Annotated in this window: 22 protein-coding genes and 2 pseudogenes; 4 read left to right on the top strand and 20 right to left on the bottom strand. The window is 36.8% G+C overall.

Annotation, left to right across the window (positions count from 1 at the left end; translation table 11 throughout):
- Positions 1-68 precede the first annotated feature (68 nt).
- Complete coding sequence (mscL, locus tag BG05_RS08645; RefSeq protein ID WP_002015591.1) at positions 69-470, top strand: large-conductance mechanosensitive channel protein MscL; 402 nt, start codon at positions 69-71, stop codon at positions 468-470.
- 50 nt (positions 471-520) lie between these two features.
- Here the strand turns inward: mscL and BG05_RS08640 are convergent, their stop codons facing one another.
- Positions 521-793 carry a DUF3917 domain-containing protein gene (locus BG05_RS08640; RefSeq protein ID WP_002129437.1) on the bottom strand — a complete coding sequence of 91 codons (273 nt, stop codon included), beginning with the start codon at positions 791-793 and terminating at the stop codon, positions 521-523.
- A 111-nt stretch (positions 794-904) separates the two neighbouring features.
- On the opposite strand from BG05_RS08640, the pseudogene BG05_RS29380 reads away from it, so the two are divergent.
- Positions 905-1,012 (top strand): annotated as a pseudogene (locus tag BG05_RS29380) (DUF3949 domain-containing protein); the annotation flags it as partial.
- A 15-nt stretch (positions 1,013-1,027) separates the two neighbouring features.
- Entirely contained in the window at positions 1,028-1,390 is a 363-nt protein-coding gene (locus BG05_RS08635; RefSeq protein ID WP_002184820.1) for a DUF4288 domain-containing protein, read from the top strand.
- 34 nt (positions 1,391-1,424) lie between these two features.
- Here BG05_RS08635 and ccpA read toward each other — a convergent pair whose 3' ends face one another.
- The 5 genes and pseudogenes from ccpA to BG05_RS08610 form a co-directional block, all read right to left on the bottom strand.
- Positions 1,425-2,423, bottom strand: a complete 999-nt coding sequence (gene ccpA / locus BG05_RS08630; RefSeq protein WP_002034370.1) for a catabolite control protein A — start codon at positions 2,421-2,423, stop codon at positions 1,425-1,427.
- A 275-nt stretch (positions 2,424-2,698) separates the two neighbouring features.
- Positions 2,699-3,178 (bottom strand): annotated as a pseudogene (locus tag BG05_RS31485) (bifunctional 3-deoxy-7-phosphoheptulonate synthase/chorismate mutase); the annotation flags it as partial.
- A 170-nt stretch (positions 3,179-3,348) separates the two neighbouring features.
- Positions 3,349-4,365, bottom strand: a complete 1,017-nt coding sequence (locus tag BG05_RS08620; protein WP_003191859.1) for a CamS family sex pheromone protein — start codon at positions 4,363-4,365, stop codon at positions 3,349-3,351.
- Positions 4,366-4,478: 113 nt separating this feature from the next.
- Positions 4,479-4,805, bottom strand: coding sequence for a bacillithiol system redox-active protein YtxJ (gene ytxJ, locus BG05_RS08615; RefSeq protein ID WP_002067603.1), 327 nt, complete (start codon positions 4,803-4,805; stop codon positions 4,479-4,481).
- Positions 4,806-4,807: 2 nt separating this feature from the next.
- Positions 4,808-5,317: a DUF948 domain-containing protein gene (locus tag BG05_RS08610; RefSeq protein ID WP_050001013.1), complete on the bottom strand. Its 510-nt coding sequence runs from the start codon at positions 5,315-5,317 to the stop codon at positions 4,808-4,810.
- Positions 5,318-5,504: 187 nt separating this feature from the next.
- Between BG05_RS08610 and BG05_RS08605 the strand changes: the two genes are divergently transcribed.
- The gene (locus BG05_RS08605; RefSeq protein WP_002167560.1) at positions 5,505-6,620 is read left to right on the top strand and encodes an aminopeptidase; all 1,116 of its coding nucleotides are present in this window, start codon (positions 5,505-5,507) and stop codon (positions 6,618-6,620) included.
- Positions 6,621-6,657: 37 nt separating this feature from the next.
- Here BG05_RS08605 and BG05_RS08600 read toward each other — a convergent pair whose 3' ends face one another.
- The 14 genes from BG05_RS08600 to BG05_RS08540 form a co-directional block, all read right to left on the bottom strand.
- The gene (locus BG05_RS08600) at positions 6,658-7,092 is read right to left on the bottom strand and encodes a hypothetical protein (RefSeq protein WP_016127537.1); all 435 of its coding nucleotides are present in this window, start codon (positions 7,090-7,092) and stop codon (positions 6,658-6,660) included.
- Between the two features lie 16 nt (positions 7,093-7,108).
- Complete coding sequence (locus tag BG05_RS29365) at positions 7,109-7,291, bottom strand: hypothetical protein (protein WP_078175974.1); 183 nt, start codon at positions 7,289-7,291, stop codon at positions 7,109-7,111.
- Positions 7,288-7,692 (bottom strand): PH domain-containing protein, encoded by a 405-nt coding sequence (locus BG05_RS08595; RefSeq protein ID WP_002164959.1) that lies wholly within the window; start codon positions 7,690-7,692, stop codon positions 7,288-7,290. The genes BG05_RS29365 and BG05_RS08595 overlap by 4 nt, the downstream gene beginning before the upstream one ends.
- A gap of 77 nt (positions 7,693-7,769) precedes the next feature.
- The gene (locus BG05_RS08590; protein WP_002167558.1) at positions 7,770-8,261 is read right to left on the bottom strand and encodes a GNAT family N-acetyltransferase; all 492 of its coding nucleotides are present in this window, start codon (positions 8,259-8,261) and stop codon (positions 7,770-7,772) included.
- Complete coding sequence (locus tag BG05_RS08585) at positions 8,258-8,806, bottom strand: GNAT family N-acetyltransferase (protein WP_003191870.1); 549 nt, start codon at positions 8,804-8,806, stop codon at positions 8,258-8,260. The genes BG05_RS08590 and BG05_RS08585 overlap by 4 nt, the downstream gene beginning before the upstream one ends.
- 64 nt (positions 8,807-8,870) lie before the next feature.
- Positions 8,871-9,767: a DMT family transporter gene (locus BG05_RS08580; protein ID WP_002164956.1), complete on the bottom strand. Its 897-nt coding sequence runs from the start codon at positions 9,765-9,767 to the stop codon at positions 8,871-8,873.
- Complete coding sequence (locus BG05_RS08575; RefSeq protein ID WP_002015599.1) at positions 9,757-10,170, bottom strand: MerR family transcriptional regulator; 414 nt, start codon at positions 10,168-10,170, stop codon at positions 9,757-9,759. The genes BG05_RS08580 and BG05_RS08575 overlap by 11 nt, the downstream gene beginning before the upstream one ends.
- A gap of 121 nt (positions 10,171-10,291) precedes the next feature.
- Entirely contained in the window at positions 10,292-11,602 is a 1,311-nt protein-coding gene (gene murC / locus BG05_RS08570) for a UDP-N-acetylmuramate--L-alanine ligase (RefSeq protein WP_002015598.1), read from the bottom strand.
- 251 nt (positions 11,603-11,853) lie between these two features.
- Positions 11,854-12,972 (bottom strand): nicotinate phosphoribosyltransferase, encoded by a 1,119-nt coding sequence (locus tag BG05_RS08565; protein ID WP_002015597.1) that lies wholly within the window; start codon positions 12,970-12,972, stop codon positions 11,854-11,856.
- 61 nt (positions 12,973-13,033) lie between these two features.
- Positions 13,034-16,753, bottom strand: a complete 3,720-nt coding sequence (locus tag BG05_RS08560) for a DNA translocase FtsK (RefSeq protein WP_041867985.1) — start codon at positions 16,751-16,753, stop codon at positions 13,034-13,036.
- A 156-nt stretch (positions 16,754-16,909) separates the two neighbouring features.
- A complete protein-coding gene (locus tag BG05_RS08555; RefSeq protein ID WP_002015615.1) occupies positions 16,910-17,866 on the bottom strand; it encodes an N-acetylmuramoyl-L-alanine amidase in 957 nt (318 codons plus the stop codon).
- A 40-nt stretch (positions 17,867-17,906) separates the two neighbouring features.
- On the bottom strand, positions 17,907-18,251 hold the full coding sequence (locus tag BG05_RS08550; protein WP_002015616.1) for a hypothetical protein: 345 nt from the start codon (positions 18,249-18,251) through the stop codon (positions 17,907-17,909).
- 145 nt (positions 18,252-18,396) lie between these two features.
- On the bottom strand, positions 18,397-19,011 hold the full coding sequence (gene ytpR, locus BG05_RS08545) for a YtpR family tRNA-binding protein (protein WP_016127541.1): 615 nt from the start codon (positions 19,009-19,011) through the stop codon (positions 18,397-18,399).
- The gene (locus BG05_RS08540; protein WP_003191882.1) at positions 19,008-19,820 is read right to left on the bottom strand and encodes a DUF1444 domain-containing protein; all 813 of its coding nucleotides are present in this window, start codon (positions 19,818-19,820) and stop codon (positions 19,008-19,010) included. Before BG05_RS08540 ends, ytpR begins: the two co-directional genes overlap by 4 nt.
- Positions 19,821-19,876 lie beyond the last annotated feature (56 nt).

Below are 19,876 nucleotides of genomic sequence, written 5' to 3'. Positions count from 1 at the left end.
TTTCTATAGAATATGTTGATAGGAATTATAAATTTCATATTGAATCGTGGAAAGGATGGGATTAACACATGTGGAACGAGTTTAAAAAATTCGCATTCAAAGGGAATGTAATCGATTTAGCTGTCGGGGTTGTAATCGGTGCTGCATTCGGTAAAATCGTTAGTTCTTTAGTTAAAGATATCATCACACCATTACTTGGTATGGTACTGGGCGGCGTTAACTTTACAGATTTAAAACTTACATTCGGTAAATCATCTATTATGTATGGTAACTTCATCCAAACTATTTTTGATTTCTTAATTATTGCAGCTGCTATCTTTATGTTTGTTAAAGTTTTCAACAAACTAACATCTAAAAGAGAAGAAGAAGAAAAGAAAGAAGAACTTCCAGAACCAACAAAAGAAGAAGAAATTCTTGGCGAAATTCGCGACTTACTAAAACAACAAAACTCTTCTAAAGATAGAGCATAATTGAACGGATAAAAAGGCATGCCCCCTCGGGACATGCCTTTTTTTATATGCTATAACGTTTCCGAATTCATATGAATAAATGCAATAATACCTGCAACCATAAGTACCATAATGCTACCTGCAAATAGTGTAATACCCATGAACATTAAACTTGTGCTCATGTCCACTGATACACTTTCAATAAAAATAGAAATTACATACGTGATAAGGGCGATTCCTGCAAGAATACTTCCTGGAACAAATCGCTTTAAGCCATTTTGTTTTAACGTCATATATGCAAAAATAGCAGTCATGCAAAGCGTAATTATCCAAAGAACGATCATCTCTTCTCCCCCCTCACAAGCCTTTTCTTTCTATTATACATGACATTGCCCTATAATAGTTAAATTTGCACTTGTGTGACATATAACAAGGAATACCCCCAACTGTAGCGAATGTCTTATAAAGAATCCCAAATACATTACCATTATCAAAGCAACGTATTTACAATACCCGCTTCACTTATCGCGAGTATTGTTTATAAAATAAAACATTCAGCATAAGGAGACTGATCTCATGTGTATGCTGTAAAATTATTATTTGAATCTGTCCATTCAGGTAAACCTAATCCTAGTAAAATTGATGAACATTATGAAGAGAATCACGATACACTTTTTGAAGAAAGTATCATTCTCGTTAAGGCGAACAGTTTAGAGGAAGCTCATGAGCTAGGTGAAAAGATAGCTCTACAGTCTGAAGATACGTACGATAATATGTACGGTGAGCAAGTAACATGGACGTTTAGAAAAGTGTTGCATGTTTTCGAATTAGATGACACACCATTTGAGACAGGAAAAGAATTATATGCACGCTTTTTACATGTTAAGAAAACTGAAAGTGTAGATACAGTAGTTAAACACCATTATCCTGAATATGAATAAAAGCTCACAGCTATCGCTGTGAGCTCTCTTATTCTTACTTCGTTGAATCTCTAAATTGGATACGGTGAGGTAAGATAACTGAGTGATCTTCTACTTTTTCTTTGTTCATATATTTCGTTAGTAGACGCATTGCTACTGCACCGATATCATACATTGGTTGTACAACTGTCGAAAGTTGCGGACGAACCATTAATGCAAGACGTGTGTTGTCAAAACCAAGCACTTCGATATCCGTTGGTACGTTTAATCCCGCGTCTTGTGCTGCGTGGATTACACCTAGTGCCATTTCATCAGAAGATACGAAGATTGCTGTTGGTTTTTCATCCATGCCCCAAAGTCTTTCAAACGCTTCTATACCTGAATCATATGTGTAATCTCCATCAATTATAAGATTTTCATCATATGAAATACCTGCTTCTTCTAAAGCTTTTTTATAACCTTGTAACTTCTTCGCGCTTCCTGCTTTATTAATGAAAGGACCAGAGACGAAACCGATACGTTTATGTCCTTGCTCAATAAAATGCTTCATTGCATCGTAAGCTGCTTGTGTATAATCAATATTTACTGATGACGTTTCATTTTGTTCATCAAATGACGCTGCTAATACAATTGGTACTGGAGATTTTTTGAACTCTTCAACGTGAATATCTGTAATATCTTCACCCATGAAAACAATCCCGTCCACTTGTTTCCCAAGCATCGTATTTAATAAGTGGAACTCTTTCTCTTTGTTCTGGTCAGAGTTACTTAAAATGATGTTATATTTGTACATTGTTGCGATATCTTCAATTCCACGAGCAAGTTCTGCATAAAACGTATTTGAGATATCAGGAATAATAACACCCACTGTAGTTGTCTTCTTACTTGCTAGTCCACGTGCTACCGCATTCGGGCGGTATCCTAAACGATCAATTGCTTCTAATACTTTCTTTCTTGTTGTAGGCTTTACATTTGGGTTACCATTCACAACGCGTGATACGGTAGCCATTGAAACATTTGCTTCACGCGCTACATCATAGATTGTTACGTTCATCTCTTCGCACACTCCTTCTATTTATGTTATCTATTTTTATGTATCGGTTCACTTGAATGAAAAAAAGACATCAACTCTATTTGCAGATGCCAACAATCGTCCCGAGTTCTTCCTTTTACTAATGATACGCTAAAAACACAGGGTCATACAATATTTTCCCGCAAAAGTTTCGAAAAAATTCGCTTCTTTTCTCGTATTTTCGTATTTTTTATGCAAAAAAGGTCAATTTTTGTAAAAAAGCTATGTAACAAGCCTACATAGACTAAGAAATCTTTTTATAATTTACTTCCGAATGCTTTTAATTCTTTCATAAACTCATTGAATTCTGGAATGTCCATTTGCTACGCTTCATCTGATAATGCAACTACTGGGTCTGGATGTACTTCAGCCATAATAGCAAAAGCACCAATTGCCATAGCCGCTTTTGCAAACGGTAATAGAAGGCCACGTCGCCCTGTAGAATGCGTTACATCGACAACAACAGGTAAATGTGTTTCTTTCTTTTAAATTGGCACAGCGGAAATATCAAGCGTATTACGCGTTGCTGTTTCATATGTGCGAATACCACGCTCACATAAAATGATAGTACCATTCCCCTCTGCCATACTATATTCTGCTGCATTAATAAATTCTTCAATTGTTGCTGATAAACCACGCTTTAATAATATTGGTTTATTTACAGCACCAGCTGCCTTTAACAGTTCAAAGTTTTGTATATTGCGAGCGCCAATTTGAATAACATCAACATAATCTGACACTTTAAAGAAGGCACTGAAAGAGTCTATTTCATAAGAAAAAAGAGGTCATTCTCTACTATGTACAGGTAATGACCTCCTTTCTTCTTTCAACATCTTTAGGAAATTCGAAATGTTTTTCTCGAAGTATTCACTTTTTCAGTAGCCTCAGCTTAAAAACTGTCTTTTCATTATAAGAAAGAAACAAACGGTTTATCGCTGTTCTTCTCTTTTATAATAACAGCCTCGATTTTATTCTCGGACTTTATTTGTAATTGAACTTTAGCATCTTTAGGAAATTGTTCTAACATACTTTGAGCAGCCGTTTGAGAGAGTGCCATTAATTCTGACTTACCGTTATATTTAACGACAATATCCATCTTTAATTTATCCATCTTATTTTGCTTATAAGAAATCTTAGCATTAACAGGGATATAATCTCCTGGAGAAAATGCCTTCATTGCTTTAGAAAAATCCTTTAGCTTATCATTATCTTCTCCATGTGCCCCCTCAAATTCTTGAGAAGGATACGAATACGACTTTTCATCAATAGTATCCCAATTTCCAAGATTAGTCTCGTTCTTTTGAACAGTAGCGCTTGAAATATAAGTACCATTCTTTAAAGAACTTGTACTTTCTTGCTTAAATATAGCAAACGTAATTGGAGATTTGTTATATTTATCATTTTTATTAATAGCTTCTATAAGCCTCTTAGCGACTTCAGTACCTTTAGAAATAGCTTCCTCATTAGATACACTTGAAGACATAGATAAACCAATAACAACGCCAGATAAGCTTAGTTCATTTGAATTTTGTTTGCCGAAGTAGTCCTGTTCTATAATATTAGTCAAAACTGGTACTTCTTGTTTCGTAACTAATTCATCAATTGTTTTCTCTGGAATATATTGATTTAATTGTAATACGTAATTTTCTGTATCGAATTGTTTTGAAGCAATATCCATTAAACCATTTTCATATTCTGCTAAATCTAGTTTAGAATTAGTTTTAACATTAACTGTATTAATTACCTTTTGTTCTTTTAAAGGAATAACAGTTCTATAGTAATCCTTAGAAACAGCAGTTCTTGGAATCATACTTTTTTCTTTCGTATCTTTCTGTACAACTTCATCCTTCTTCTCAATAGTATTATTGCTGCAAGCCCCCAGTAATAAACTTAAGCTTGCGATGCATAATGCCATTTTCTTCATTGCTTAAAACCCACTTTCAAAAGTCAATTTACTTAGTTTTAAAGTATCTCTAGTGTACCACTAAATATATTGCAACAAAATAAAAAAGAAGCAAGCCCTTCGCTTGCCTCTCCCTATTTTACATTCTCTTCTAAAGCTTCTTTTTTAATATTCCAGTGCGATGTATGCCATACTACCATTCCATCTTTTATGTATAACACTTGCGGAGATTCATGCTTAATGCTGTACTGCTCTGCAACATGGTTCGAAACATCTCTCGCCTCTTGTACGTATAAGTAATATGCTGGCACTTCTCTTTCTTCACCGCAATACGCTTGAAACTCAGTATATGCACCGTGACTAATTGGGCATGTCGTACTATGCTTAAAAAGAACGTAAGGCTCGTTCTTTTCTACTAACGCTTCAAGTTCTTCAATCGTTTCAATCTTCATCATACTCATCGTTACTCACCTCTCATGCGAAGTCTAGAGCGCTTCTCTCTCTTTTCAGCCTTCTGCTCAGCTCTCTCAAGTTTACGCTCTTCTTTTTCAACCTTTTTCTCTTGTCTCGTAGTACGGTAATGGTTGTATACTTCAATTGCTGCACTGCTCCACTGTACAACTTGTGCCACTTTATCTGCATTATTTTCAATTTCGTCCGTAACAGACTCTGAAACGTTGCGAAGCTTCGTATTTAAAGAGTGGATCGTCGTTCCGATTCCATCCACACCTTCTACTACTTTATTTAGCGACTGTGACTTCTGTTGAATATCATCAGCTAACGCATTTGTCTTATGTAATAATTGCTCCGTCTCTACGCTTATTCCTTGCATTTGCTTTTCTAAACCTTCTAACGTGCTCGCAACGTTTTCTAACGTCTTCTGAACCGATAACAACGTTCTGCATACATACACTACTAATACTGCGAAAGCAACCGCGATAATAGCCGCACTTACATATAGAAGAACTTGCATTTCATCACTTCCTTTATCTTTTTCATACTTTCTCCCATTATACAATCATTTTCCGTTTCATTCTAATCCCTATCTTATCATTAGAATTTTCATACTTATTCGTTAACTGTAACATAAATGATTCAACAAATTCCACTAAGTAGGTTACAATAGGAGAGGATACATAATTAGTAGGGAGGCTTTACATATGAAAGATCCACGCATTGAAAAGTTAGCATACAATTTAATTAACTACTCTATTCGTTTACAAAAAGGCGAAAAAGTATTAATTGAAAACTTTGGCTTACAAAAAGAACTTGTAACTGCACTTGTAAAAGAAGCATATGCAGCTGGTGGTTTCCCATTCGTTTCTTTAAAAGATCATCAAGTAGATCGCTCTTTATTAATGGGTGCTACTGAAGAACATTTCGAACAAATCGCTGCATATGAAGCGAGCGTAATGAAAGATATGGACGCTTATATCGGCCTTCGCTCTGGTGATAACATTAACGAACAAGCTGACGTTCCAAGTGAACGTATGAAAGTTCACGGCCAAACAGTTGGCAAAAAAGTTCATAGAGACATCCGTGTTCCGAAAACACGCTGGGTTGTTCTTCGCTACCCAAATGCTTCTATGGCGCAGCTTGCTAAAATGAGCACAGAAGCTTTCGAAGACTTCTACTTCGAAGTTTGTAACTTAGACTACGGTAAAATGGATAAGGCGATGGATAGCCTTGTTACATTAATGAATAAAACAGATAAGGTTCGCTTAACTGGCCCTGGAACTGACTTAACATTCTCTATTAAAGACATTCCAGCTATTAAATGCTCGGGTCATTTAAACATTCCAGATGGTGAAGTATACTCTGCACCAGTTCGCGATTCTGTTAACGGTACAGTTTCATACAATACACCATCTCCTTACAACGGTTATACATTTGAAAATGTACAACTTAAATTTGAGAACGGTCAAATCGTTGAAGCAACTGCAAATGATACAGAGCGCATTAACAAAATCTTCGATACAGACGAAGGCGCGCGTTTCGTTGGTGAGTTCGCAATCGGCGTAAACCCATACATCTTACATCCAATGGGAGACATCCTATTCGATGAAAAAATCGATGGCAGCTTCCACTTCACACCTGGACAAGCTTATGATGATGCATGGAACGGCAACAACTCTAACATTCACTGGGATTTAGTATGCATTCAGCGCCCTGAATACGGCGGCGGTGAAATTTACTTCGACGACGTATTAATCCGTAAAGACGGACGCTTCGTTGTAACTGAACTAGAAGCTTTAAACCCAGAGAACTTAAAATAATGAAAAACGCTCGGAATTTTCTCCGAGCGTCTTTTTATTAATATTGTAATAAATCTTTCGCCATATCTTCTGGCACTTTAAAACTCATTTTCTTATTTTTCATTTCAACTTCGACATAAGGGACATCTTTATATACTGTCATAGTACCAATTTCATGTAACTCTTTTTTATCTTTACCCGAATCCAATAATTTCGGTGTATCCTCTTGATACATTTTAAACGTTTTCCCTTGCGGAGTATCTAAAGGAGCCGATTCCATTTCCCACTCATCCATTTTGATTGATTCAAACAACTTTGTGATTTCTTTCTTATCGGTAATTGTTTTTTTATCACTCGAATCAATAAGCGATTCAATTTCAATTTTTTGTGCCTTTTCTAAACTAACATCAGACTTCTCTTTCTTCGCACTACATCCTATTAAAAGAATGGATGCAGTTAGCAGAAATAAAAACAACATATAGATCTTTTTCATTTCTAATCCCCCTACTTTATATGGAGCTATTTTTCTCGCTTTTTGTTTGCTGAAAATGAAAATAAAATAAAAGCGTCACTGCGATAGTACCTATTAATATTGGGACATATAAGGGCAGATCCCATTTCATATATACTCTAGTGCAACCAACAAGCACAAACAAAATTTCCAAACAAAACAAAAGTTTTACATATTTCATTTCTTACCTACCATTTCTATTTTCACATATGGATTTTCTTTCGCGATAAGCGCCAAAAATTCATCCGGATCTTGCGGCATCGCAATCATATGTACTTTATATGCATTCGTTGTAATCTCAAATGATTTTCCAACTTGACGAATAACTCTTATATCTTTTAATACAACGTCGTCATTTAAAATTCCGTATTTTAAAATACCATTTTCTACTTTATGTTTTTTAATGAACATTTCCCAAACGAGAGGGACATTTACAATAAAACATAATCCCATCCCAATTAGAGCTGAAGCCCAATCCCCTTTTCTTGTAAAGAACATAACTATTGGATATATCACCATAAAAGCTAACGTTATACTAACGAAAATTATTCCTAACTTACTTCTCTGAATTGGAAAGTTCATACCCACACCCCCTAATCCAAATTATACCATCATTTCCATTTTAGTTCATAAAAAAAGATCATTTATGAATGACCTTTTTAAACAGTATACCTATAAAATTTCTTATCTACCTCTAGCACTGGAAAACTTTTTGGCAACTCTTCTATACTCACGCTTTGAAAACCATTCTTTTCGTAGAAACGGTGTGCTGCTAGAAATTTAACTGTTGTTCCTAAATAAATGTCTTCCAAGTTCTTTTCTTTCGCCCAAGAAATTGCCGTTTGAAGTAGCGTATGTGATGCGCCCCATTCTTTTCCGCGGAACTCTTTCTTCACGAACATTTTTCTTAGCGCTACTTGATGCTTTCCAATATCTAATAAAGCTACCGTTCCAACTACTTTCCCATCATAAGTTGCTACCCAAAAATTTCCGTTGTCCCTTTGATAGAACGTTTCTATTTCAAGTAAGTCCGGCTGCTCTTCTTTCGTAATAGGGACCTTGTACTCTTTTCGCTGAATATGAACGATAAGATCTACTACTTCCTCTTGAAACATACTTTCATACGGAATAATACAAATCTTCTCGTTCATCGAATTTTTTTCCATTCTGAAGCTAGTAAACTGTACACAGCGATATCCTGAAAATGATCGTATAACCATTCGTCATCTCTTAAAATACCATCTAATTTAAAACCTAAACGTTCTGGAATCGCACGGCTTTTCGCATTTTCAACACCGCAACGAATTTCAATTTTATTCAGCTTTAAATTATCAAATGCATAATGAAGCACAGCCTTCACACTTCGCGTCATAATACCTTTCGCGCCAGCATCTTCTGCAAGATAATATCCAAGACTCGTAGCTTTCTTACCCCAGCTCACCGGATGAATACCTACCATCCCAACGAGCTTTCCTTTATAGCGTATACCAGCCTCAAACCCATCTCCCTCTGCAAATTTCTTTAACCACATCGGAAAAATCTCATTATACGCATCAGCTGATTTCGTTCCATCTACCCAAGGGAGCCATCTTCTTAAATGGTTACGGTTTTGATCTAATAATTGATATAATTCCTCTTTATGATGTTTTTCTAATAGTTGTAGTTCGATTTCTTCATCTACTCGGAGTGTGAACATGTTTTTTAGCCCCTTTTTATTTTTCTTATTATTCTAACACTTACAGATACAAAATGTTAAATATTCACACTTTTTTCGGTTTTATTTGTATAAAACCAGAAGAATATAATACTCCCGTAACAACTAATATCATTCCTACAGATTGTGCGGGCGTTATATTTACTCCTTCAATAAAAGAAATAATCATTGTAACAACAGGCACTAAATTAAAAAATAAAGATGTCCTTGCTGCCCCAATTTGAGCAATTCCATTATTCCACCATAAGTAACCGAGCACACTCATTCCAATTGCCATAAAGAGAATCGCTCCCCAAGCTAACAAAGGAACTTCCAAAACTGGTACTATACTTTTTTGAGTGACAGATATCACAATAAAGGCAAGAGCACCAATCGTCATCGTATATGTCGTAGTTTGTATTGGGCTACCAGTTTTAATAAACCTTCTGCCTAGTACACCGTATAACGCCCAGCAAATATTCCCTAATAAAATATAAAAATCCCCTTTTGAAAATGATAAGCTTTGTAGTATTGTAGATGAACCTTGTGTAAGTACAAAAACAACACCAAGTAATGCAAGTAACATTCCAATACCTTGGCGCTTTATAATTTTTTCTCGTAAAATAACACTTGCTAATAGCATCGTAACGAGCGGATTCGTCGCCATAATAAGTGCACCATTAATAGCTTCTGTATGTTTCATACCTAAAAAGAAAAAGAAGTTAAAACCAAATACACCAACAATACCTAGCAAAAGGTAATAAGCCCTATTCTGCCTCCATACCTCCACCTCAAAATCTTTTCGTATTTTTAACAGACATAACATCACAAATGCAGCAATCCCAAAACGCCATGCCGCTATATGAATCGCTTCGAAATATTGCACCGCATATTTCGAAGCATTAAATGTTCCACCAGTGAAAATCGCAAACCCTAGTAACTGAGCGTATACTTTATTCTTCATTGTTGGCCTCCGAGTTTTTCTCTTCTAGAAAACCATAATAAATTTCTAACTTCTCCTCTGTTAACAAAACTACTTTTTGCAATTGCTCCTGCTGTTCCCTTAAACGATCTAAGTGTGTTGTTAAAATTGAAATCCTCTTTTTTATTTTCGCAGGTACTTCCTCTTCCCGCTGTCTAATCTCCTCTATAATACATCCGTCACTTGCAAACTCAGCCATCTCTTCTAAAGACATTCCTGTTTGCTTTAATGAATATAAAAATTTTAATAGGCGCACATCACCTTCTGTATACTGACGAATGCCACTATTCCGCGTTGGTGGTGGCAATAAACCTAGTTTCTCATAATAGCGCAAAGTATGAATACCCATCCCTGTTAATTCTGCGACTTCACCGATTTTATACATGTTTTCTCCCCCTTGTTTTTACATATTCATCTTACAACCTAGAGCTAACTCTAGGTCAATACATAAATAAAAATCGGACACAACAAAAAAAGACGCACAGCCAAGCTATGCGTCTTTTCTATTACTTCTCTGCAACTTGAACTTCTTTTACGTAAGCTGCTTCGAATTTTTGGATGTCACCTGCGCCCATGAAAATAAGAACGCCGTTTTTATGTTTCTTTAACACATCCGTTGTTGTATCTGTAATTAGTTCTGCGCCATCGATACGTTTTTGCAGATCTTCAATTGTTAATTCACCTTTGTTTTCACGTGCTGATCCGAAAATATCACATAAGTATACTTGGTCAGCTTTACTTAAGCTTTCCGCGAACTCATCTAAAAATTTCTCTGTACGTGAGAATGTATGTGGTTGGAATACAGCGACAACTTCACGCTCTGGATGTTTTTGACGAGCTGCTTCAATCGTTGCATTAATTTCTGTCGGATGGTGTGCATAGTCATCAATGATAACTTGTTCTCCCATTGGCTTTTCATTAAAGCGACGTTTTACGCCTTCAAAAGTTGTTAGCTGATGCTTAACTGCTTCTACATCAACGTTTTCATAATGGCAAAGCGCGATTACTGCTAATGCATTTAATACGCTGTGATCGCCGTATCCTGTAATTTTGAACGTGTCATAATACGTATTACGAACGAATACATCGAATATAGTACCATCAGTTCTCTTTTGAATGTTACGTGCTTGGAAATCATTATCTTCTCCAAATCCATAGAAAATAACAGGTACTTTCGCTTGAACTTTTTGAAGTTCTTCATCATCACCACATGCAATAATACCTTTTTTCACTTGCAATGCCATCTCTTGGAATGCATTAAATACATCATTGATGTCTGCAAAGTAATCTGGGTGATCGAAATCGATATTTGTCATGATTGCATAGTCTGGATAGTAAGACAAGAAATGACGACGATACTCACAAGCTTCAAATACAAAATACTTACTATTTTCTACCCCATGCCCCGTTCCATCTCCAATAAGGTATGATGTTGGGTGTGCACCTTGCATTACATGGGCTAACAAACCAGTTGTTGATGTTTTTCCATGTGCACCAGTTACAGCAACACTTGTGTACTGATTCATAAGATCACCTAAGAAGTGATGGTAACGATGTACTGGGATATTTAATTCTTTTGCTGCTACGATTTCTTCATGCGTATCAGGAAATGCATTTCCTGCGATAATCACTTGTCCTTCTTTAATATTATTCTTATCAAAAGGAAGGATGGAAATACCACGCTTTTCCAATGCTGTTTGTGTAAAGAAACGCTTTTCATAATCAGACCCTTGAACAGTATGCTTCATGTCATGAAGAATTTGTGCTAATGAACTCATTCCTGTTCCTTTAATTCCTACAAAATGGTAAACTGTCATCTTAAAGAACCTCCAACATTTCGAACTAATACAACGGCCTATCTATAAGACAGTATATGAATCTTTTCTTATTTTGGTAATCATCATACATTTCTGATGCAGTGAATTTCTTTTTATATTCACTTATCAGTGATAAACTCGTACGTACTTCTTTTATGTCCATAACACATTTATTATAGCAAAAAACAAGCCGCTATACTATGATAACAGAAAAACTGATAGGGTCAATCACCTATCAGTTTTTCTCGCTTTTACATATCTTCTTTTGTTTCTAATTGAACACGCTCTAGACGTGAATTTGGACGGTATTTACGACCAGCTTTTGCTTCTGGTTTTCCATTTAATTCTACGTTATCACCAGTAAAACCAATATTCATTTTTAATAAGCTACTTCCTACTCCGTATATATCGACAGGAACATTTTGAGCTTCAAATTCACGAATACGCTTCTCATCAAACCCACCAGTTACAACGATATCTACATGTTGAAACCCTTCCTCATCAAGAGCCTTACGAAGTGCAAATACAAGTGATGGATTTACACCACGTGGATCGAATGTTCCAAGTACTTCTGGGTGACGAATGAAGTATTGATCAATCATTGTGCGAGACGTATCGACACGTACACCTTTTAATGTTGATCCAAATTCACGCGCTACGCGAAGTGCATCTGTGATGACATCATTGTTATAATCAATTAGTACGACTAATTCATCTTCTGGGAATTTTTTATGATATGCCTTTGCAGCTTCAACAACATCACCATTAAACATTTGAATTAAAGCGTGAGGCATCGTCCCCATACCACTTCTGCCCCACCATTCATTCATTGCATGCGTCGCTTGCGCGCTCATACCTCCGATGTATGCCGCATAGCCGTCACCAGCTTGTTGCGTATAATGATCGTCACGATCTCCCATGAAAATAACCGGTTTTTCTTTATCTACACTACGTGCAGCTTGGACAACGTTATATACGTTTGTCGCAACTGATGTACGACGAGCTAAAATCCCATCAATTACACCTTCTAAAAAGCCGAAGTATTCATAAGGACCATGAATTGTTAAAACTGTTTCAAACGGACTAATATTATCGCCATCCTTTAAAGAATGAATTTCTAATTCCTCAGGATTTTTGGCAAATGTTTGTAGCAATGCGATTACCTCATCTGCTCCGCAAAGAACTGCATGTTCTTTTTGAAAAAACTGCATTGTTACAACGCTTTTCGGGCGAAATTCTTCAATGATTTCTCTAGTTTTTAAAAAGTAAACGGCAGAGAACCAGCCTTCTCCAACACGTTCATCAAATTTAAATGTTTTATTTGTTAGTCGATTTATTTCACCTTTTAATTTTAATTCAATTTCTTTCATGTCGCTTTACTCCCTACTTTACTATCCAACATTTTCTATTAGTATACAGCAAAACCGTTTCCTATACATTTGTTTCCTGCATAGCAGCGAATTCATCCTCAGAAATAAGGACATCTCTCGGTTTCGTTCCTCTTCCTTCAGAAATAATCCCTTGCGACTCCATCTCTTCAATTAGACGTGCCGCGCGATTATAACCTATGCGGAATTTTCTCTGTACAGAAGATGTGGACGCTCCCCCTTGCTCTACAACAAATTGACATGCATCAAAAAATAGTTCATCTTCAGACTCACTCTGCTCTGATTTTGCTAATAAATCCTCTTGCTTAAATAAGTAGTTTGGCTTCATTTGCTTTTTCACATGATCAACTGTTCTTTCAATCTCATCATCTGATACGTATACACCTTGTACACGAACTGGTTTAGATGTGCCGTTTCCTAAAAATAGCATATCACCACGACCAAGTAACTTCTCCGCGCCCCCAATATCGATGATCGTACGCGAATCAACTTGAGATGATACTGTAAACGCAATACGCGTTGGAATGTTTGATTTAATTAAACCTGTAATAACGTCTACAGATGGACGCTGCGTCGCAACTAATAAGTGAATACCACAAGCACGCGCTTTTTGTGCAATACGACAAATCGCTTCCTCCACATCACCAGGAGCAACCATCATTAAGTCCGCTAACTCGTCAATGACAATTACAATATAAGGTAATGTCTCACCTGGGATTTCTCTACCACTTACAATCGTATTGTAACGAGTTAAATCACGAGCACCAGCATGAGCAAACAATTCATAACGACGTTCCATCTCTTCAACCGCCCACTTTAACGCAGCTGTAGCTGCTTTTACGTCAGTAATAACAGGTGCTACAAGATGTGGAACAGAATTGTATGGTGCAAGCTCAACCATCTTCGGATCAATTAGTATCAACTTCACTTCATGCGGCTTCGCTTTATATAAAATGCTCGTTAAAATCGCGTTAATGCACACACTTTTCCCTGAACCAGTTGCACCCGCAATAAGTCCATGTGGCATTTTTCGAATATCCGTTACAATTGGATCACCGGAAATATCAAGCCCCAGCGCAACTGTAAGCGGTGATTCACTCTTTGTAAATACAGGACTTCTTAAAATTTCACGCAGGAATACTGGCTTACTTTCCTTGTTTGGAACTTCAATTCCAATTGCACTCTTCCCTGGAATTGGCGCTTCAATTCGAATATCTTTCGCAGCTAAACTTAACTTAATATCATCACTTAAATTTGTAATTTTATTTACTTTCACACCTGGGTCTGGTTGTACTTCAAAACGAGTTACCGCCGGCCCTTGTGACACATTAATAACATGTGCTCCAACATGGAAATTATTAAATGTCGTATTTAATAATTCTTCCTGTTCTTCTAGCCACTCCGTATTATCTAATGCTGCCTGCTGTGGAATTGACAACAACGTTAATGGCGGAAGTTCATACTTCGGTGGCGCTTGTAGTACGTTGCGCATATCATTCTCTTTTTGATTTACAACATATGCTTTCTCTTGTACTTGTCCAGCCACCACTACTTGTTGCATCGGTTTTTCTTCCACTTGCGGTTCCACTACCACTTGCTGCATCGGTTTTTCTTCCACTTGAGCTTCTACTACCACTTGCTGCATCGGTTTTTCTTCCACTTGAGCTTCTACTACCACTTGCTGCATTGGTTTTTCTTCCACTTGGGCTTCTACTACCACTTGCTGCATCGGTTTTTCTTCCACTTGCGGGTCTACTACCACTTGCTGCACTGGTTTTTCTTCCACTTGCAGGTCTACTACCACTTGCTGCATTGGCTTTTCTTCTGTTTGTGGTTCTACTACCACTTGCTGCACTGGCTTTTCTTCCACTCGCTCACTGACAGTTGATTGCATTACGTTCGTTCTTGCCGCATGTCTTTCCATTAATTTCTTTCTATCCTGCTTTAACATGACAACATTAAATGGGACATGACGTTTTTTCTCACGTTTCGGTTCTTCTATTTGTAAAGCAGGCTGTTCTTCAGCAACTTGCTTCTTTTCTTCCGCTTCTTCAATTAAAACGTTCGCAAAGTTTTGAACATCTTTCTTTGTTTGCTCATCCGTTTCTGAAACTGGTACGAATACTTCACTTTCTTCCTTGAACGTAATTGTTTCTTGTTGAGAAATCACTGGTTGCTCTGCAACTGGTGTATTTTCCACTAAATCTGTATTCATCGTTTCTTCAATTACTGTTTCTTGAGAAATTGGTTCTTCTTCCTTAGTACCCTCTAACTCCGCAACTTCTTCTGTCGCTTCCTCAGATTTCTCTAATTCTACAACTTCTTCTGCTGCTTCCTCAGCTTCCTCTAATTCCACAACTTCTTCTGTCGCTTCCTCAGCTTCCTCTAATTCTGCAACTTCTTCTATTGCTTCCTCAGTTTCTTCTAATTCCACAACTTCTTCTGTCGCTTCCTCAGGTTTCTCTAATTCCACAACTTCTTCTGCTGCTTCCTCAGATTTCTCTAATTCTACAACTTCTTCTGTCGCTTCCTCAGATTTCTCTAATTCCACAACTTCTTCTGTCGCTTCCTTAGCTTCTTCTAATCCCACAACTTCTTCTGTCGCTTCCTCAGATTTCTCTAATTCCACAACTTCTTCTGCTGCTTCCTCAGGTTTCTCTAATTCCACAACTTCTTCTGCTTCCTTAGCTTCTTCTTCAAAAGCATCTGGTATTTCTATAGTAATTGTTTCTTCAAGCTTTTCATCTGCTTTTACAATCACTACATCTTCTAAGGTTTCTTCTTCGACTTGATTTGCTGCAACTTCAGCAACAGTTTCTTCTATTTCTGTATTACATTCATTTTCTTCTGTTAATATCGAATACACATGCTCTACTTTAGAATCTATTGACTCTTCTTGTAAAGTTTCTTCGTTATCTTCTGTAGATGATAACGCCACTACATCTTGCTCCTGCTTCAAGGCTTGTACAATTGTAGCCTCTTTTTCCACATGCTGTCCTACTGTTTTATGAAGCAAATCATCACTTAGGCTTTCTTCTAATGAAGGGGCTTGACGTTCAACTTCGTAACCGTTTTTCTCTAACCATGTATCCACAACCGATTTTTCTTCTACTTTATTACTTCGTTCGTTCACTCCGTTCTTAACAGATGAACTTCCTTGTAGAACTCCCGAAAAGTCAGATAATGTATATCCCTTTTTCTCTAACCATGCGTCAACAACAGCTTTTCCTTCAACAGATATTTCAAGATCTTCTCTTACCTTTTCTTCCTCCTGCACAACCTTCGTTTCTACTGAAGGACGGTTATATCCATAAATCGGAGAAATCATTTCTGTTGGACGAAATGGTCTACGGTTACTTTCTTGCGACGGTACGAATGCTTTTTTTACGACAGGCTCTGGTTCCGGTTCATATTGCAATTCCGGTTCCTCATATGTAGGTGCTTCTGTTTCCACATACGGTCGTCTGCTTCTTTCCACTTTTATTCCTCTTTGAGTAGGCTGTTCTTCATATGCTCCTCTTTGAATAGGTTGTTCTTCAAAGTTAGGCAGTTCTCTTACATCCTCCTCATCGAAGCCATTATCTGGTATTAATGGAAAACGACATTTCCCTGCATTCCGACTTGCCATTTGTGCTTCTCTTGCTTCAGTGTAGTGGTTTACACGAGGAATTTTCGGCTGACTTTCAATTTGTGCCGGTACTTCTTTATTCATCACTGTTTTTTCTTCCTCTTTGTTAAACAGCTTTTTCATCCAATCTAACATGTTTACCACTCTTTCTACTAAATAGTAACATCCTTTATTGTATCAGCATTCGGCAAAAAGTGCAGGTAAAATTAAGCATATTAGTTTTATCCATAATATTCTAATTCACGATTGTTTTTCATATAGAAAAACGAGGTCTTACATGTAAGACCTCGTTTAATCTTTACCCTTCCGATATTCATCCACACTATCCGTTACACTTTGCAATAAAGAATTTACATACTGTGGGTCAGATAATTTTTTGTCTTCTTCAGGGTTTGACATAAATCCAAGTTCTAATAGTACTCCTGGAACTTTTGACCAATTAAATCCAGAAAGATCATCCCGAAATTTAATTCCATTTACTTTCACTTGATGATTCTCTCTCATTTTATTTACTATCGTTTGAGAGATTTGAAGACTTTCAGCATAAATCTCTTTCGTATACGGACTTCCTTCTGCCGGTGTCAATACAGCAAATCCACTTTGATTTGGATTTTCAGAACCATCTGCGTGAAGGCGCAAAAATAAATTCGCTTTATGATCATTCGCGAATGTTGCTCGTTCCTTATTACTTATATCAACCTCATGTGACGTTCTCGTCATCAATACTTGTATACCTTTTGCTTCCAGTTTTTCTTTCAATATAAAAGCCATCTCTAATACAAGAACTGATTCCCTCTTTTTCGTTACAACTCCCGCTGTTCCGTCTGTTACTTTATATTTTTGCGTAGTTGCTCCTGGACCAATTGCCTCTAAATTTAAATTCGCTTTTTGTTGATGCCCTGGATCAATAACGACGAGAAACTTTTCTTGTTTTTCATTACTCTCTACTTTTTGTTCATTATTTTGTACTGGTTGCTCAGTTGGCTGCAGCGGCGTAGTTTCCTCTTTCTTTTCCTCGGCCGGCACTTCCTCCTGCTTATGTTCCACTTGCTCATTCGTTTGAATTGCTTGCGGCTGTTCTTTCTTTTCTTGTTCTTCTTGCTGCTTTTCTACCGGTGCGTCTTCCTTATTATCTTTGTTTTTTTCTTGTATAGAAGATGTTGTTTCTTTTTTCGGCTCTTCTTGCGAACAACCTCCCATATATATTCCAATGACTGCAATAGCGCTCATTATTTTTATATACTTCATTTTTCTCTCCTATCACTTTGCACCGGGCTCAAAGTTTTTCTTATAATTGTTTTATAATTTCATCCATATTTCCAATATGAACGGGTTGCCACGTTTCTGTACCACGCTCTGCGGTATAGACTAGATAAGCATCATCAGCTACATTTACGAAAACAGGATCCCCCATATCCGTTTCATATCCGATAACAATCCATTCCTCTTTCCATTTTCCACTTTCTTCACTTATTAATGAATTTTTATGTTTATCATATCGATAACCGATTTGTCCTTTTTCTAATTCATTTTCGCTAAACACATATATTTCATAGGAACCTAGTTCGATATCTTGCTGTTTTGAAGTTTCAATTCGTTTCAGAAGTTCTGCAATTTTTGGTTGTTGTTTCATACGTCTACCCCCTTCTTTTTTCTAAATTTTACCTAATCCATTTTTGAAATACAATATAGATTTTGAGAGGAAACGTTACAATCCTAGGAATTTCGTACAAAAAAAAATAGCCTCACATATGCGAGACTACTTTTTCTAACATCAATTAAAATTTAAATTCTTGTCCAACTTCAAAGCTATCTTCTAATACAAGAATACCTTTTTCTTCTGGAGCATCTGGAAGCTCTAATTCACGTGCAGAGCAAATCATTCCAGAAGAAGGAACACCGCGAAGTTCAGCTGGTTTAATTAACATACCACTTGGCATTACAGCACCGATTTTTGCAACAACAACTTTTTGTCCTGAGTCAACGTTTGGTGCACCACATACGATTTGTAATGTTTCTGTACCGATTTCTACTGTACAAATGTTTAATTTATCAGCATTTGGATGCTTCTCTTTTTCAGCTACATAGCCTACAACAAATTTCGGCGTGAAATCAGCTTCTACTTTTTCTTCAAAGCCATTCTTCGCTAAAATTCCGTTAATTTTTTCAACAAACTCTTTCGTTAATGTAACGTTTCCGTTGTCTGTTACTTCTACATAAGAAGACGCATTAAAGATGTTGAATCCTGCTGTTACGTTACTTTCACGATCGTATACGCGAGCAACATCTCCTTTGCGGTCAAATGTACGGTTTTCTAAAGTAATATCTTGTAAGGTAACAATTAAAGTGTCACCAATTCCTTCAAGGTTGTAAAAAACGTTCACTTCGTTCATCCTTTCTCTTTTCCATCTGTCTTCTTCCGATTCTTCGCTAAAATAAAGATTGGCTCAAAGTCCCCATCTTCATATACGAATGAAAGTGATGTAATCGGAACATGCCCTTCGGCAAAAAATTTCATTGTCATTTGTGCAATAATATCATAACCGATTTCGTTGACGATATCAGCAATAATTAATACATCTTGGTGAGGAACTGCAACAACCATATCACCGGAGATCTTTTCACGCATCGAGTGTAGTAACGATTCGTTTAAAATACGACTCGCATCGTATCCATCATTTGTGTTTAAAAAGTAGAATGTATTACCTGCTACTGTCTCCTGCTTAAATTCATAGCCTAATGAGCGAGCATTAAATAATGCCATTTCACGTACTTGTTCCTCTGTAAGCTCTAATTTTTGCAATAAGCCCTCATCAATTAATCGATATGTTTTATTAGAATCTAGCGCATAGTAAATACGTGTTTCTGCCGTATGGTCCGTCATAATAAACGGATTTCCTTCTTCTGATTGTTTCGGGAAAGAAGTAGAGCGAATAACAGGTAAAATTTTCGCCGTGCTATTTTCTTCTTTATGCATTGCAATTAGCGCTTCTTGTACGTAATAAGCGACCTCTTCAATTGCTTTTTCTTTGTTCACTTCCCATTTTGCAACTACTCCTGGAAGTGATACGTTAATACCTTTTTTCGAGTCTGTTTGTTCAATACGAAGAACTTCTTTCTCGCTATCATAATGAAAGTCCCATTCTGGTCGAGATAATTTCTTCATTAACTCGTCTTTCATCTTTTTACTTGTCATTTTCATCTCTTTTTCCTCCCTTCCAAAAAAATAACCTCCCCCGCGAAGGTAGAGGTTGTTTT

It is taken from the genome of Bacillus mycoides (assembly GCF_000832605.1).
Classification (GTDB): domain Bacteria; phylum Bacillota; class Bacilli; order Bacillales; family Bacillaceae_G; genus Bacillus_A; species Bacillus_A mycoides.
The sequence above is the reverse complement of the archived record's forward strand: the minus strand, read 5'-3'. Positions and strand labels throughout refer to the sequence as shown.

Coding starts and splice junctions, on each gene's coding strand:
- BG05_RS08555 (WP_002015615.1), bottom strand. CDS start 17,866: ATGAAGTATATAAAAATAATGAGCGCTATTGCAGTCATTGGAATATAT.
- murC (WP_002015598.1), bottom strand. CDS start 11,602: ATGACAGTTTACCATTTTGTAGGAATTAAAGGAACAGGAATGAGTTCA.
- BG05_RS08560 (WP_041867985.1), bottom strand. CDS start 16,753: ATGTTAGATTGGATGAAAAAGCTGTTTAACAAAGAGGAAGAAAAAACA.
- BG05_RS08580 (WP_002164956.1), bottom strand. CDS start 9,767: ATGAAGAATAAAGTATACGCTCAGTTACTAGGGTTTGCGATTTTCACT.
- BG05_RS08565 (WP_002015597.1), bottom strand. CDS start 12,972: ATGAAAGAAATTGAATTAAAATTAAAAGGTGAAATAAATCGACTAACA.
- BG05_RS08585 (WP_003191870.1), bottom strand. CDS start 8,806: ATGTTCACACTCCGAGTAGATGAAGAAATCGAACTACAACTATTAGAA.
- BG05_RS08540 (WP_003191882.1), bottom strand. CDS start 19,820: ATGAAAATGACAAGTAAAAAGATGAAAGACGAGTTAATGAAGAAATTA.
- BG05_RS08640 (WP_002129437.1), bottom strand. CDS start 793: ATGATCGTTCTTTGGATAATTACGCTTTGCATGACTGCTATTTTTGCA.
- BG05_RS08550 (WP_002015616.1), bottom strand. CDS start 18,251: ATGAAACAACAACCAAAAATTGCAGAACTTCTGAAACGAATTGAAACT.
- BG05_RS08605 (WP_002167560.1), top strand. CDS start 5,505: ATGAAAGATCCACGCATTGAAAAGTTAGCATACAATTTAATTAACTAC.
- BG05_RS08595 (WP_002164959.1), bottom strand. CDS start 7,692: ATGAACTTTCCAATTCAGAGAAGTAAGTTAGGAATAATTTTCGTTAGT.
- ytxJ (WP_002067603.1), bottom strand. CDS start 4,805: ATGAGTATGATGAAGATTGAAACGATTGAAGAACTTGAAGCGTTAGTA.
- ytpR (WP_016127541.1), bottom strand. CDS start 19,011: ATGAACGAAGTGAACGTTTTTTACAACCTTGAAGGAATTGGTGACACT.
- BG05_RS08620 (WP_003191859.1), bottom strand. CDS start 4,365: ATGAAGAAAATGGCATTATGCATCGCAAGCTTAAGTTTATTACTGGGG.
- BG05_RS08590 (WP_002167558.1), bottom strand. CDS start 8,261: ATGAACGAGAAGATTTGTATTATTCCGTATGAAAGTATGTTTCAAGAG.
- BG05_RS08600 (WP_016127537.1), bottom strand. CDS start 7,092: ATGAAAAAGATCTATATGTTGTTTTTATTTCTGCTAACTGCATCCATT.
- BG05_RS29365 (WP_078175974.1), bottom strand. CDS start 7,291: ATGAAATATGTAAAACTTTTGTTTTGTTTGGAAATTTTGTTTGTGCTT.
- ccpA (WP_002034370.1), bottom strand. CDS start 2,423: ATGAACGTAACAATCTATGATGTAGCGCGTGAAGCAAATGTTTCAATG.
- mscL (WP_002015591.1), top strand. CDS start 69: ATGTGGAACGAGTTTAAAAAATTCGCATTCAAAGGGAATGTAATCGAT.
- BG05_RS08610 (WP_050001013.1), bottom strand. CDS start 5,317: ATGCAAGTTCTTCTATATGTAAGTGCGGCTATTATCGCGGTTGCTTTC.
- BG05_RS08575 (WP_002015599.1), bottom strand. CDS start 10,170: ATGTATAAAATCGGTGAAGTCGCAGAATTAACAGGGATGGGTATTCAT.